9 protein-coding genes and 2 pseudogenes are annotated in these 14,668 nt (G+C 40.1%); 9 read left to right on the top strand and 2 right to left on the bottom strand.

From position 1 onward, the window contains the following. The first annotated feature begins 1 nt into the window (after position 1). A complete protein-coding gene (locus AN486_RS10485) occupies positions 2–1,867 on the top strand; it encodes a tetratricopeptide repeat protein (protein WP_290600519.1) in 1,866 nt (621 codons plus the stop codon). 144 nt (positions 1,868–2,011) lie between these two features. Here AN486_RS10485 and AN486_RS10480 read toward each other — a convergent pair whose 3' ends face one another. After that, positions 2,012–2,593: an Npun_F5749 family FMN-dependent PPOX-type flavoprotein gene (locus AN486_RS10480; protein ID WP_290600517.1), complete on the bottom strand. Its 582-nt coding sequence runs from the start codon at positions 2,591–2,593 to the stop codon at positions 2,012–2,014. A gap of 194 nt (positions 2,594–2,787) precedes the next feature. Between AN486_RS10480 and AN486_RS10475 the strand changes: the two genes are divergently transcribed. The 4 genes and pseudogenes from AN486_RS10475 to nrdJ (AN486_RS10460) form a co-directional block, all read left to right on the top strand. Then, positions 2,788–3,165: a hypothetical protein gene (locus tag AN486_RS10475; protein ID WP_290600515.1), complete on the top strand. Its 378-nt coding sequence runs from the start codon at positions 2,788–2,790 to the stop codon at positions 3,163–3,165. Between the two features lie 15 nt (positions 3,166–3,180). Further along, complete coding sequence (locus tag AN486_RS10470; protein ID WP_168636458.1) at positions 3,181–3,537, top strand: hypothetical protein; 357 nt, start codon at positions 3,181–3,183, stop codon at positions 3,535–3,537. Between the two features lie 257 nt (positions 3,538–3,794). Further along, positions 3,795–5,021, top strand: a pseudogene (nrdJ, locus tag AN486_RS10465) (ribonucleoside-triphosphate reductase, adenosylcobalamin-dependent); the annotation flags it as partial. Between the two features lie 318 nt (positions 5,022–5,339). Then, a pseudogene (gene nrdJ / locus AN486_RS10460) lies at positions 5,340–6,413 on the top strand (ribonucleoside-triphosphate reductase, adenosylcobalamin-dependent); the annotation flags it as partial. Between the two features lie 100 nt (positions 6,414–6,513). On the opposite strand, the gene AN486_RS10455 reads toward nrdJ (AN486_RS10460), so the two are convergent. Further along, complete coding sequence (locus AN486_RS10455; protein WP_053539604.1) at positions 6,514–7,344, bottom strand: DUF3598 family protein; 831 nt, start codon at positions 7,342–7,344, stop codon at positions 6,514–6,516. A 326-nt stretch (positions 7,345–7,670) separates the two neighbouring features. Between AN486_RS10455 and AN486_RS10450 the strand changes: the two genes are divergently transcribed. The 4 genes from AN486_RS10450 to AN486_RS10435 all read left to right on the top strand — a co-directional run bounded on the left by AN486_RS10450 (position 7,671) and on the right by AN486_RS10435 (position 14,355). Next, on the top strand, positions 7,671–7,889 hold the full coding sequence (locus AN486_RS10450; protein WP_027401774.1) for a hypothetical protein: 219 nt from the start codon (positions 7,671–7,673) through the stop codon (positions 7,887–7,889). A 2,414-nt stretch (positions 7,890–10,303) separates the two neighbouring features. Next, positions 10,304–10,921 carry a hypothetical protein gene (locus AN486_RS10445; protein WP_290600534.1) on the top strand — a complete coding sequence of 206 codons (618 nt, stop codon included), beginning with the start codon at positions 10,304–10,306 and terminating at the stop codon, positions 10,919–10,921. Between the two features lie 159 nt (positions 10,922–11,080). Continuing rightward, on the top strand, positions 11,081–11,221 hold the full coding sequence (locus AN486_RS10440) for a hypothetical protein (protein ID WP_027401772.1): 141 nt from the start codon (positions 11,081–11,083) through the stop codon (positions 11,219–11,221). 266 nt (positions 11,222–11,487) lie between these two features. Further along, positions 11,488–14,355, top strand: a complete 2,868-nt coding sequence (locus tag AN486_RS10435; protein ID WP_290600511.1) for a glycerol-3-phosphate acyltransferase — start codon at positions 11,488–11,490, stop codon at positions 14,353–14,355. Positions 14,356–14,668: the final 313 nt, after the last annotated feature.

Raw genomic sequence — 14,668 nt, 5'->3', positions numbered from 1 at the left:
AGTGTCAGACCCTTTACCATTGCGCGAGCATTATCTCGCTTTAATTAACGATATTATCGAAACCACTCTCAAGGGTAAAATTAGCTCTGTAGAGCAGGTTTATCAAATGTTGCTCAAAGGTATCACTTCCGGGACTGGGGAGGTGTTTGAGTTAGTTTTGAGCGATCGCCTGAATACGATCCAATCTCAGGTAGACTCGGAAACCGATGAACTGAAAAAAGCCAAAGCCACCCGCAGCTTACGCGCTGCCAAAACCATCCAAACACAATGGCAACGGTGGCAAGAACAAAATAAAGCCACTGAAGCGATATCTCTATCTGTGCGGGAAATTACCACAGCCACCGCAGATGAGCGATTAACGGCTTTGCTACGAGCTACTGATCCCAATTTGAAGTATCCCTTAAATTTGTCTCAACTTCAACAGTTAGCCAAATCTTTACAACAATTTGCCAGTGCTAATCAAGATTTTCAGCAAATTGCTGACGGGATTAATCGTGGTATCGCTTCTTGGCAAAGAATCCAAGCAAATTTACTGAATTGGATGTATGAACGCAAAAATTCATTAGGATTTGGAGGTGTACCTGGAGAAAATAGTCCTTGGGCAAGTTGGGCTAAAGTAGTTAATAGTGAAGTTCCCCAAGCATTTTTTCAGATTCTAGCCAAAGAACAATCGGCTTTGGAATTTGCTCAACAACAACAGCAAATTAGTTTGAGTAATTGGGTAGAATTAACAATAGTTTTACAGTTTTTACAAAGGGGTTTAATTAATTGGTTTGATTCCTACGGAGCGCTTCGCTATCAACAAGCTTATGATATTCAAGCAGGTCCTAAATTATCTATTTCCACATTTTTAACCTTTGCCGTAATTTGGAGTCAATTAGCCAGCGGTTTTCAAAATCAAGCAGCAATATATAGCAATGGTGCATCCCAAATCATGCTGCAAATTTTGCGAACCTTTGCCCAACGTCCTTATTTCCCTCTCTACGGTGGGATTTTTGCCTCATTTTCTGGTAGTTATTTACGGGATGCTTTAGATTATTTAGATGCCCCCTTGCGTTCAGCCGAAGGTACTCAAGAAAAAGCTCGGATTTTGACATTATTGGGGTATTCCCAGCGCGGTTTAGGCAGATATGATCGCTCTCTTGATTTTCATCAACAAGCCGTAGAAATAGCTAGAACTGCCGGAGATAAAACCTGTGAAATTGCCAATCTCAATCACCTAAGTCGGACTTATGTACAACAAGAAAATTATGGTGAAGCCATTAATTATAGTCAACGGGCATTAATTTTTAGTAGACAAACTGGAGACAAAACTGGAGAAGCTAATGCTTTGGTAAATCTAGGTTATAGCGAAGTTATGCAAGCCAAGCAAACAGAAATTAGTGAATCGGAAGTTTATGAATCTGCTATTAACTATCTAGAACAAGGTTTAAAATTAGCAGAAAAATTAAACGATTTACAAAGTCAAGCTTTATGTTTTAGTAGTCTAGGAATTGCTTATTTAGTTACTGCACAATATCCATCAGCAATTAAATATTTAGAAAATGCCTTTAAAATTGCCCAAATTTCTGGCGATTTGTATTTACAAGGCAGAAATTTAGCATATTTAGCTGAAGCTAATTATCTTATGGCTAATTATGAAAAAGCAGTTTACTCTGGTAGTTTAGGAATGTATCTTCTAGAGCAAATTGCCTCTGATGAATGGCGAAAACCTGCTGCTTTATTGACAATTATTAGAGGGCAAATTACCACAGACAAATTTCAATTATTACTGCAACAAAATCGCCCGAATATGATTGCTATTATTGGCGTTGATGGATATGATTACATTCCTAGTTTATTAGTGAAATATCAAGAGGATATTTAATTTGATGTTAATAAAATTGTAGATTGGGTTAAGCGAAAGTGCAACCCAACAAAAAAAATTAATCAATGAACTTTCGTTTCTCGATAGGCTTGGCAAAAACAATCAGTCCTAAAAATTTCTTAAAGGTTTCCCAGCAGGATTTTTTTAAGGGTTTATTGCTTCTGTCAACCATTCTTGTTGTTCATGGCGATGATAAATCCATCTATTTTGTGGTTCACCCCGCAATTGTAAATGATCTACTTTTACTGGTTCAAGTAATAATAAACAAAAATTTTCTAATGGTTGAATATTGTCTGGTGCTGGTGGTGTAAAAGCTTCCGGTGTTTGTACTCTCATGTCACCCGGAATAGGCCAAGCAAATTGTAACCTAGCTGCATCACTTAATTCTTGCCACATTTTAATTCTCGCAGGTTGTAAATGGGGGTGAGAATCAGCACTTATTAATATTAATTCTCCAGTAATCCGAAATTGTTCTCTAGTGTTGGGAAAATACCAGCAAATTTCCGCTGCGGATTGTTTTGATATTTGTTCAGCTTTTGCACTACGAATATCGGTAATAAATTTTAGCTGATTGGTATCGTCTAGAAAGCCGCGAAACACGACGGTACGATTAGCAGGAAAACCATTTTCTCGCACTGTTGCCAGTTGTACGTAACGGGCATAAACAAGGCTGCGGTTTTGATGCAGGGCGCGGGTAATAAGACTTCGCCAAGGTGCTAGTGACATTTTAAATATAGTTATAATTTACACGTTACAAGACATAGCGCAAAAAAAACTGCCAAATTGCCAATTAATCATACTTTAACTATGAGATATTAAATCGGTAGATAGCGCAAAGTAGTCAATCCGTAACGTCAAGTTGGCAGTTCTTTGCGTCTTTGCGCCTTTGCGTGAGACTAACCCCAATTTAAGGAGAAAAAATGAATAGTGCTGAAAAATCAGCCTTGATTTCCGAACTTGTCCAACTTGGCATTAAGCATACTCCTGAGAAAATAGTCAAGATTGCTAAACAAGCAGATGGTAAAATCGTATTTTTAGAACAGGGAAATTCTGACGCAGGACTCCAACATATTCTAGAAAAACATTCCTTAGAGTTCGCAGATCAGGGAATCCAGCAAAATCAGATACCAGATATAATTATTAAAGCACTAACTAAGGGTAAAGCGGTTGGATATCAAGGTAAAAAACAAACTCGCATTATTTATGAAGTTAACTTTAATGGCAAAACTCACTATATCGCTCTCACTGTCAGCGATAATGGGTATATGGTGGGGGTTAACCCCAGAACTTACCCATAACTTGGTAAATTGACTATGGCAGAAAAAATCAAACTCATGGCTGATTATGAATGCTACCCACTCTGGTGGGCTAGTTCTGGTAAAGCTGGAGATATTGATCCAGAAACGATGCCATTAAGTGAAGAAACTGTTAGTCGGTTAGAAAAATGGGCAGATATCTATGATGCAAAGTTGAATTGGGAAGATCCTAATTCATCAGGTTTTCACACTTTAGAGGCTAAAGCAGCTTTTGAACAAGAAGGGATTAGTTTGTGGAAACAACTGCAAAAAGAACTTGCACCTAATTATGAAGTTATCTATTTCAGTGAGCAATTACGTCAAGTTGTAACTAATACAAATGAATTGGCATCTTTACTTGCTATCTCTGCTTGATGGATAGTCAACGCAAAAATTACACAAACAGCACTATTACATAGATAGCCTATTCTACGAAAACTGACAGATAAAACTTTGAGATTCTATTACCCTGATAATGCACTGTCGGGGTTTTATACTTAACCTAAAAACAAAAATATAGTTATAATTGACACAGACTAAGCTATAGCGCAAAGTGGTAAATTTTTCAATCTTTAATCCTCAATCTACTTGGCGTATAGTCATAGTTTGTCCATAAGCAATCATACTTCATCATGGTTCGAGAACTTGAACGTCAACGTCAGGGTGCAACTTTTCCAGAATCTGCTCCAGCAGCCAATCCAGTGTTTTTTAGAACCTACAGCCGTCGGACAGATGCAGGTTTGAGAGAAACATGGGATCAGGTGTGCGATCGCACTTTACGCGGTTTAGTAGAACTGGGAAAACTCACCCGTGAAGAAGCTGCCATTTTAGACAAGATGCAGCGGAACATGAAATCCCTCCCCAGTGGGCGCTGGATGTGGGTTGGTGGCACAGATTGGTTAACCAAAGCCAAAAACTTTTCCGGTGCTTATAACTGCACCTCTACTAACCTTGTAGACTGGAGTGCTTTTGGGTTGATGATGGATCTAGCCATGATGGGCTGTGGTACGGGTGCTATCATCGAACCAAAATATATTAATCAACTTCCCCCTATCCGTAATCGCCTCAATATCACCATTAAAGGTGAAATTGGCAGCACACCCCCAGCACAGCGGCGTGAATTTACACAAACCCATATAGAAGCTAACACCGCTACTATCCACGTCGGAGATAGTCGAGAAGGTTGGGTAAAATCCTATCAAACCCTGTTAGAACTTTCTACGGATGAACGCTTTACAGATGACGTTCAGGTAATTGTTGATATTAGCGATGTGCGCCAATCTGGGGAAACCCTCAAAGGTTTTGGCGGCATGGCTAACCCTGTGAAGTTGCCCGGATTGTATCAGCGTTGCGCCTCTATTCTCAATAAGGCAATAGGCAGGCAATTAAATTCAGTTGAATGCTGCTTATTAATTGATGAAGCTGCTGTCACTATTGTTGCGGGAAATATTAGAAGAAGTGCGGGGATTCGTCAGTTTGTTTCTGAAGATGAACAAGGCGCAAATGCTAAAGATAACTTATGGCAACAAGATGCAGAAGGTAACTGGCGGATAGATCCAGAACGCGATTCTCTGAGAATGGCCAACCATAGCCGAGTCTTTCACCACAAACCAACCTTAGAAGAATCTATTGCAGCAGTTCAAAAGCAGTATTATAGTGGTGAAGGAGCAATTCAATGGGCTGGTGAAGCAGTTGCTAGAGCTAATGCTGATTTATTAAATACACCAGAAATCAAAAAAGACTTTTTGCAAGCTTACGACCAAGGAAAAGCCAGAGAATGGATACAAGAATACTATCCTGAAGTTGGTACTGATGAAGTAGAACATCGTTTGGGTAGATATGGATTAAACCCGTGTGGTATTTTATAATACTTGCCTCACGTATAAAAATCAGGCAAAATCGGTGAAAGCTGAGAACAAAGTCGTCTTTTATATAAATTTGTAAGTTTTCTCCAAACTTATATGACAAGATTACTTGCTAATACCGAGGTAACTGGATACCACCAGCACCGTAGAGCGTAGGGGATGAGCGACAAGGAAGCGATAACTCCCCCAAGAGTGCCTGACGCTACAAAGCGAAAATGTACGCCGAGCTTGATTGAATTAAGTTGTCACAAGTTGTAACAACCTCGAAAATCAAGAACTAGAGGATAAAAAGCCTCTAGGGTAACAAAACTGGAGATTATTGGTGCTGACTTCCACTGCAATCTTTCGGAGGTACACTTAAACCAACTCGACCCCGACAACTATAAAGAACAAGAAGAGGCATTTACCGCTGGTGCGCTTTCCGTCGTCGCCCTGTTAAATCACCAATTCCTTGAACCCCGCTATCAATATAGCCGGGAACTTGATCCCATTGTCGGTGTATCCTTCACCGGATTATTTGATTTCTTTGTTCATGCTTTTGGGACAGATTGGTTACGGTGGTGGGAAGCAGGAAGACCCGAAACTCCTGAAGGACTGATTTTTAAACGTGGTGAACAAAAATATCTCAACTTCTGGAAAGATGTCGTTCATAAAGTAGTGTGGGAATATTGCGATCGCCATCAAATCAAACGCCCCAACCGTTGTACCACTGTTCAGCCAGCCGGCACCAAATCCCTCTTAACCGGAGCATCTCCTGGTTGGCATCCCCCCAAAGCTCAAAGATTCATCCGGCGCATTACCTTCCGTAAAAATGACCCCGTAGCCCTAGCTTGTATAGACTATGGTTACAACGTCATCCCGTCCCAATCTGACAAAGACGAAAACGGCAACTTACTCAACGATCCTTTTGATCCTCGGTGTACAGAATGGTTAGTCGAAATCCCCGTCGCTGTATCTTGGGCTGATTTACCCGGCGCTGATGAAATAGAAGTTTCCCAGTTTTCCGTCTTAGCGCAACTGGATTTTGTCATGCAAGTCCAAAGTCATTACGTCACCCATAACACCTCAGCAACCCTAGAACTCCGTTCCGAGGAAGTTGAATTATTGGGAACACGCATCTATGAAGCCATTCAAAATGATGAAGGATATATTTCCGCCGCATTATTAGCCCGATTTGACGACTTGCAATCCTTCCCCCGTCTCCCCTTTGAACCCATAGACAAAGCCACCTATGAAAGCCTATCTAAAGAAGTCAAAGCCCGACGGAAAACAGATGATTTCTGTGGGGCGCTAAGTCGTTACGATTTGGGAGAATTATCAGAAGCAGGCCCTAGTGGTTGTGACTCAGATAAATGTATGTTCCCAGAACAGCCACCCACATCATAAAATCCTTTTTCAAAGCCCCCCTCATAGCTTCTTATTAGCACATCTGTTAGATCATAGCCCCCTCCTCGCTTGCGGGGAGGGGGTTGGGGGTGGGGTTTTTCTAGATTTTAGATTCAATCACATGAGTCGAGCTAATCCATTCCCCTTTGTCGCTATAGCTGCGAATTAAACGTTGACGTTCATTCTCTCTAACTAACCAACCAGCTTCCACAAAAAAAGGTTTTCTCAGTTGTAGTTGTAACGGCACATTACTAGAAGTTCCATCAGGTAATAACAAAATCTGTCGAGGAATTCCTTCCATCTCAGAAATGATTTTATTGCCTTCTATTCTGGCTTTTGCAGTAATAATTTGAGATTGGAAAGATAACTTTTGTTCTAAATATCCATCACCGATTTCTTTAATTTCTAAATAAGTAGTATAAGTTGCCGATGGTCTCAAGTCTGAATAAACTGTATGAGCTTTACCTTGCCAATTACCAATTAACTGTTCTACAGTCAGTTGCGGACGTTCATAAGCATCTGTAAAACTGCGAAATTCCCGAATCAGAGTTAAATTAATAAAGTTACCTTGTTGATCATACAATTGTACCAAACGCGATCGCCGGTCATCATCAATAAAACCGTATTCTGCCCCGAACTCAGAAAAAGGAGCTAGTTGCAATGTTCCTTTAGAAAAAGCTCCCGTAGCAAAAAAGATATTCTGCCTTCCTAAAGAACGATATTCCTGTTGATAATCCTGAATAGGAGGACTATCATAATCATAAGAATCAAAACGACGTAATCTAAAAATTACAGCTTGATTATTATCATCAGCTTCCAAATTTAAAATACTAGCAGTAGAATCTAATATCTCACCATTGGGAGAGATTTTAGTAAATGAACCACGCCATTCTCCTAAATTTTTGAGAAAGTTTTCCCAGTTGCTTGTCATAATTTAATTCTTAATTTATATAAGTAGGTGAACACAATAAAACCAAACTGTGTAAAGAAACGTAAAATTGCTGAAAACCTCTTTACTCTTGCCTCTTGTCTGTAACGACAATTTTCAACGCCAACCTACTTAGTTTAACCATAGGAGTTACACAAGTGTCACACTAAAAATCTGTTGTAGGGTGTGCCAGTTGCCTGAGTCCTGAGCCAATGATAAATATCATACAGCCAAATATTATCCAATCAGTTGTTAGTTGCTTCTTAGCCGCCATCTGTTAAGATTAATCAAGAATTAATAATTTTTAAAACCAATACTTGGAGAGTCTAATGTTTATTACTGAATTGTCGCCCCTATTTCGAGAACTAGCCCAACATCCAGTTTCATTTTTAGGTGGGTTCGTTTCTGGTGTCCTCCGACTCAACCTCACCGAAGATCCCGTCAAAAGTTGGTTAAATAAAAAAGGTTGTGGAAATAGCTCTAGCAACCTGAGTACAGAAGTACAAAACGGCAAAGCCAATGGACCGCAACAAATCACAATTGACTAAATCACTCAAGTTATTAGTTATCTAAAGTTTAGGCTGTAAATAGGTAATAGGGAATGGGTAATTACTCGCTATTCCCTATTACCTATTCCCTATTACACTGCGGCGTAAGTGAATGAACTATTTTTAAGCCTTGTAATCAATAGACATCTCCAGAAATTAAAGATGTGTTACCTGAAACCTTTGTAGAGACGTTCTATGGGTAGGGATTCTCGGCTCTACCATCTTTTTTGGAGATGTCTATTAATCTGCAACAGGCTATACTAAGTACAGATATTATAAAGAAATAATTAAGAGTCCTATTATCTATCGCGGTGATCATTCTAAAGTTAGAGCTAAGGATCACAATGGAGTCAGTAACCCAGCCCTAAAGGGACTGGGCTTGCAAGAGTAATCAAGCAAGCCGTACTGACCAGACCACCCTGAGTTTACTCTCATGGTAGCCGTTATTTGAGTCACGACACCCACCGAATGCGTTGCCAGTTCCCTGCTCTGTCGCTTGTGATTAAACAGTTCTAAGGTAACAGGAACAGTGTTGCAAGCAAAACACAAGCTCTTATAACAGGTCGTTCGCGCAGCGTGCCGTAGCATCGGCTAACATTACCCCAGAAATGGGAGTTGGTTTCCAGATTCCAATCAAAAATCTGGTTTCAATTTTAATATCCACAGCGGTTAAAACCGCTCGTGTCGTTTCCCTCTCAGGTCTAAAGACGCGCTCGTTTCCCACTTACCGGGTATTCTTATGAAAGTGATTCTGGAAAAGTTGTCAGATTGGTTCATCCGCAAGTCTGGTATTTAGGCAATAACGAGCTATATTCTGTGTGTAGTCAAGCTGCGCGATAAACAACCATGTTCGCCATTGTGTCAGCTAATATTCCCGTCTGTAAGTGCGACTAGCCAAAGTTACCAAAAACTTGTTGAGTAGGGATATTGCCAGAGACTTGTTTTGATGATAGGGTGAGTTTAGTTTATATTTTTAAGAAAAAACCCCCAGTGGATGTTAGCCGACTAGGGGAGTTTAGTTATCAGGGTGCATCTACCAATTAAGTGTTCTCCAGTGCATAACGATCCTCCGGATAAATTTATATTTAACGAGTTTGTTTTGAGTTCGGGGTTCAACTAGCCACAGGTTTTTGATAACGGTAGAAAAAGAAAAAACCCCCAGAGGTGTTAGCCAGCTAGGGGAAGTTAGTTATCAGGGTGCATCTACTTGTTAACTGTTCTAGGTTTCTATGTGATGCTCCGGAAAAAAATGGGTACAGGGCAATAATTGTGTGGTGCTAATCACAAACAAGAAAAAACCCCCAGAGGTGTTAGCCAGCTAGGGGAAGTTAGTTATCAGGGTGCATCTACTTGTTAACTGTTCTAGGTTTCTATGTGATGCTCCGGAAAAAAAACGGGTACAGGGCAATAATTGTGTGGTGCTAATCGCAAACAAGAAAAAACCCCCAGAGGTGTTAGCCAGCTAGGGGAAGTTAGTTATCAGGGTGCATCTACTTGTTAACTGTTCTAGGTTTCTATGTGATGCTCCGGAAGAAAAATGGGTGCAGGCCAATAATTGTATGGTGCTAATCACAAACAAGAAAAAACCCCCAGAGGTGTTAGCCAGCTAGGGGAAGTTAGTTATCAGGGTGCATCTACTTGTTAACTGTTCATTGTTTTTAACTTATGCTCCGGAAAAAATTACCCAAAAATTGCTGTTTGTCACATACCGAAAAAATTCCTGTGGCTGGTGGTTGGGTAGGGGAGTTGGTTGTTGGGATTTTATCTACTTAATAGTTTATCTACAAATGCTTAGAAACGTTCTTGTCACCCAGGAGCGTTTTTTATTTACCAAAATGAAGAAAGAAAACCCCTAGTGAATTTTGTTCAACTAGGGGGATTGAAGATCAAGGTGCATCTACCAATAAACAGTTCTTTACGGGGATCAAGCAATCCGGATAAAGTGAGGGCATCCCAATAGGTATAAAACCTTTATCATTGGTGTCAACTTAGGCTCAAATCCATACCACATCTCGTTCCTAGTCTCTGACTAGGAATGCAGTTGATGAGGCTCTGCCTCTAATATCATTGAAGGCAGAGCCTTCTAGAATTCATTCCCAGTCAGAGACTGGGAATGAGATGACTTGATTTCTTTGCGGGATAGATGTTTTACGTTAAGTTGACATCGCAATTTTAGCTAAAAATCTTGTATTCATTGTAAGTAGGTTGGTGTTGAAAATTGTCGTTATGGCAAGGCAAAAGGCAAGAGGCAAGAGGCAAGAGTGAAGAGGGTTTGGGCGATTTTACATTTCTTTACACAGTTTGGTTTTATTGTGTTCACCTACTTACCCTTAATTAAGAAAATAATTAAATAAACGTTACAATCTATGTAGTTTATGAAAAAAATAGCAATAGTTGAGATCAATAATACTTTTATGAAAGCTAATTTAATATCTAATTCTGCGTCTGATTTTATCAACTCCTTGTCCTGTGCTGCGACTGCATACCGAGCCGGAAATCAATTACCCTCGGCGGAAATAATGGTGAATGCGTTGCTGGAGGCGGAAAAAACCGCCAAGCTACAAAAGTTAAATTATCCTTTTGAATCTCTCAATGGTAAATGGCGACTTTGTTTTGCGACTGGTACTAAAAAAGTCAGAAATCGTGGGGGAATTATTTTAGGTAAGGGTTGGTATGTGCCAAGATTTACGAAAATTCATATTTGCTTGAATCCGTTGGAAACAAAGACTTTAGGAACAGGAGAAATTGCGAATCAAGTCCAATTGGGAGGAATATTATTTAAATTAACTGGACCAATCAAATATTTAGGAAAAAAGAATTTATTGGCTTTTGATTTTATCAAAATGCAGATCAGTTTATTTGATTGGATGTTTGTCAATCAAAATATTTCTGCAAGTAAAGGTGAAATTAAAGATTTTGATGGGCAAGCCATCGCCAAACTGGCTTTTTTTGCTTTTTTTCTAGTTACTGAAGATATGATTGCTGCTCGTGGACGCGGAGGTGGTTTAGCTCTTTGGATTAGAGAAAATTAAATTATTTTTGCACAATATTAAGTAGTAGAGAAGTCCCATTTTCCCTCTTGTTACCAATCTTAAAAAAAATCGTAATAAGAATTTAACACCATCTGGCAATAGAAAGACTAAAATCAAGACGGACAGATTAGCCCTGTAATAAAGGAGCATTATAAAACAATGTCCGATTTAAATCGCGGAATCATGAAATTTGAAGGTGCAGATTCACCTAAACTGATTACAATTTCCACTGTGGTACTTTTAGGATCAATTGCTGGGCTGATTATTTGGGCGCTTACTGCCGCTTATGCACTAGGCTAAATTCCTTGAATAACATTTGGGACACTAGTAAGACTATCATTGTTTTCTAGTGTCCTTATATTTAAGAGGAGTCAGGAGGTAGGGGCGCAGGGCCTGCGCCCAATCAGCAGTCAGGAGCAAGAAAGAAAAACAAAGAAGAAAGAATTATTTTGAATCTGAACCCTGACTCCTGCCGTACAAGGGTTTTATCTTTATTATGTGATTCATGTTTGTTAACAACAAACTTGGAAGATGTCATCAAATTTTAATTTTTAGATTAGAGAATCATGATTAATCTTTTCGGTATCGTCATTATTTTAATTGTTTGTCCACTGTTAGGAGCAATACCACTAATTTCCTGGATTACTTATGCCTTGAGTGGTAAGCAGTTAGCCAAGGTGGGTACAGGAAATATTAGTGTGGCAGCCGCTTTTTATCATGGTGGTAAGTTAGCAGGAAGTATCTGCGTGGTTTCTGAAGCCCTCAAGGGTGTTGGGGTTGTGACAATTGCCCAATATTGTTTTCCTTCCCAACCAGTTTGGGAACTTATTGCTTTAATTGCTTTGGTTATCGGTAGATATGTGGCTACTAAAGGCGCAGGAATAACTAACGTTTCCTGGGGGTTGTTGGCACATGATCCGATGGTAGCTGCTTTTGTGAGTTTGCTGGCGGCGATGGGGTTTTTAATTACTCGTTCTAAGGAAACTATTAAGTTGGGGGTATTAGTGATATTTCCCCTGTTTGTGGGTATTATCCATTCCCAAGATATACTAAGGATTATCGCTGCTGCAACTTTGTCGGGGTTAATTTACTGGATTTATAGCCAAATTCCTGATGATATGAATCTCCCTGTTGAGGAGGCGGCGCTAGAATCTCAACCAATGATGGAATATTTAAATAATCAAGAGAGGATTATTACTTTAGATGATGATTTAGATGGGGAAGTGGTAGGAGCTAAAGCTGCGACATTATCGCAAATTAAACGTTGGGGCTATGCAGTTCCTAAAGGTTGGGTACTGCCTGCTGGTGAAGATCCTACTGTTTTAATTGATTTTCTGCAACCGTCGCCACTTTCGCCCTTGGTAGTGCGTTCCTCGGCGATTGGCGAAGATTCCCAACAAGCTTCGGCGGCAGGACAGTATGAAACGATTTTAAATGTGATCAGTAAGGTAGAATTGCGACAAGCGATCGCTCAAGTTAAAGCCTCCTATGATCATCCCAGTGCCGTCGAATATCGCCATCGCAGTAGTTCAGAAGATCGGGCAATGGGGGTACTCATTCAACAACAAGTCCAAAGCGTATTTTCTGGGGTAGCTTTTAGCCGAGATCCCATTTCTCAACAGGGTGAGGCGGTGGTTATTGAAGCGGTGTCTGGTAGTCCTACGCAAATTGTATCTGGGAAGGTAACACCGGAACAATATCGGGTGGTGGTTGCGGATAATGAAAAATTATCTTGTCTGCAATTTGAAGGTCATGGCAAAGTTCCTGAAGCATTAATTAAACAAGTTGCCTACTTAGCTCGGCGGTTAGAAAAACGTTATTTGGGCATTCCCCAAGATATTGAATGGAGTTATGATGGTCAAAATCTGTGGGTATTGCAGACAAGACCTATCACTACCCTTTTACCGTTATGGACAAGAAAAATCGCGGCTGAGGTAATTCCGGGAGTTATTCATCCCTTAACTTGGTCTATTAATTCACCTTTAACCTGTGGTGTGTGGGGGGAAATTTTTAGTATAGTGTTAGGCGATCGCGCTAACCGGTTGGATTTTGCCACAACAGCCACACTGCACTACTCTAGAGCCTATTTTAATGCTTCCTTATTAGGAGAAATCTTTCTGAAAATGGGATTACCTCCAGAAAGTTTGGAATTTCTGACTAGAGGTGCAAGCATCAGTAAACCTGCTCTAGATTCTACTTTGGCTAATTTACCAGGACTGACAAAGTTACTCAAGCGAGAAATTGATTTAGACAAAGATTTTAAATTGGACTATCGCCAAGTTTTTATTCCGGGATTAACCCAATTATCAAACGTTGTCATTGAGGAATTATCACTAGATCAATTATTAGGGAGAATAGATTTAATTCTCGACTTACTCCACCGGGGTACTTATTACAGCATTTTAGCCCCCTTGAGTGCAGCCATCCGTCAAGCAGTTTTGGGAGCAAAAGTAGAAGAAATTGATAACAGTGTCACCCCAGAGGTAGCATCATTAAGAGCTATGCGCTTATTGGCGGCGGATGCTCGACAAATCTTAATCGCCGGTAACTATGAACTTAAACCAGAACAAGTATTTGCACAATTAGCAGAAACAGCCGCAGGGTCGAGAATTTTAGCGGAATTTAACGAATTGATTGAGGATTATGGCTATTTGAGCGAAGTTGGTACAGATATTTCCGTCCCCACTTGGCGAGAAAATCCCCAAATAGTCAGACAATTATTTATCCAGTTGCTACAAGCACCGGAAGCACCAAATTTAGATGATTCCCGTTCAGAACAGACAAATTTAGTACAAAGACGAGTTGATCTTAAAGGTAGGGTGACAGAAGTTTATTCCCGATTGTTGGCGGAATTACGTTGGACATTTTTGGCGCTAGAACAGATGTGGCTTCAGTCTGGGGTATTAACACAACAGGGAGATATTTTCTTTCTCAAGTTAGAGGAAATTCGTCGTTTAGGGATTAATCCAGATGTAGCTTTTAAGAATCATATCTGGGAATTAATCGCAAACAGGCGATCGCAATTTATCCAAGATAGCCAAATTCCCCAAATTCCCCCCGTAGTTTACGGTTATAACCCCCCTCATCCCATTAAACCCGTAATTGATTCCTCTGACAACATTTTATTAGGTATTCCCGCCAGTCAAGGACAAATTCAAGGACGGGTAAAAGTATTACGAACCTTACAAGAAGCCCATAATATTGATAAAAACACTATCCTTGTTGTCCCTTACACAGATTCCGGTTGGGCCCCTATCCTAGTCCAAGCTGGAGGCTTAATTGCCGAAGCAGGTGGTAAACTTTCTCACGGAGCAATTATCGCCCGTGAATACGGTATTCCCGCTGTTATGGATGTGCGTGGTGCGACATACCTACTTCAAGACGGTCAACAAGTCCAAATTGATGGTTATAAAGGGACGGTGGAAATACTCTAGAAGCAAGAATCATCTAAGTAGGTTAGCATTGTCAATCGTCGTTATGGCAAGGCAAGAGGCAAGATTGAATAGGGTTTAAGCGATTTTACTTTTCTTTACACAGATTGGTTTGATTGTGTTCACCTACTTAGAACTTAAACAAACACTAATGGGGATTAAGTGAAATTAAAATTTCGTAGGGGTTTACGGCGTAAACCCTCCCTCATGCGTAGTTTCAATCCCTAATAGGGAGTAGTGGTTTTCTTCCAACTGATTCCTGCTTCTTCAAATAAGTCGTAGTAGCTTTGTTTTGACTCATTAAGTGCCATTCAAA

The organism is Anabaena sp. AL93 (genome assembly GCF_001672085.1).
GTDB lineage: Bacteria > Cyanobacteriota > Cyanobacteriia > Cyanobacteriales > Nostocaceae > Dolichospermum > Dolichospermum heterosporum.
The sequence above is the reverse complement of the archived record's forward strand: the minus strand, read 5'-3'. Positions and strand labels throughout refer to the sequence as shown.

Bases quoted from the DNA above. Each gene is read 5' to 3' on its own strand.
- AN486_RS10445 (WP_290600534.1), top strand. From the start codon at position 10,304: ATGAAAGCTAATTTAATATCTAATTCTGCGTCTGATTTTATCAACTCC.
- AN486_RS10480 (WP_290600517.1), bottom strand. From the start codon at position 2,593: ATGTCACTAGCACCTTGGCGAAGTCTTATTACCCGCGCCCTGCATCAA.
- AN486_RS10440 (WP_027401772.1), top strand. From the start codon at position 11,081: ATGTCCGATTTAAATCGCGGAATCATGAAATTTGAAGGTGCAGATTCA.
- AN486_RS10455 (WP_053539604.1), bottom strand. From the start codon at position 7,344: ATGACAAGCAACTGGGAAAACTTTCTCAAAAATTTAGGAGAATGGCGT.
- AN486_RS10435 (WP_290600511.1), top strand. From the start codon at position 11,488: ATGATTAATCTTTTCGGTATCGTCATTATTTTAATTGTTTGTCCACTG.
- AN486_RS10450 (WP_027401774.1), top strand. From the start codon at position 7,671: ATGTTTATTACTGAATTGTCGCCCCTATTTCGAGAACTAGCCCAACAT.
- AN486_RS10470 (WP_168636458.1), top strand. From the start codon at position 3,181: ATGGCAGAAAAAATCAAACTCATGGCTGATTATGAATGCTACCCACTC.
- AN486_RS10475 (WP_290600515.1), top strand. From the start codon at position 2,788: ATGAATAGTGCTGAAAAATCAGCCTTGATTTCCGAACTTGTCCAACTT.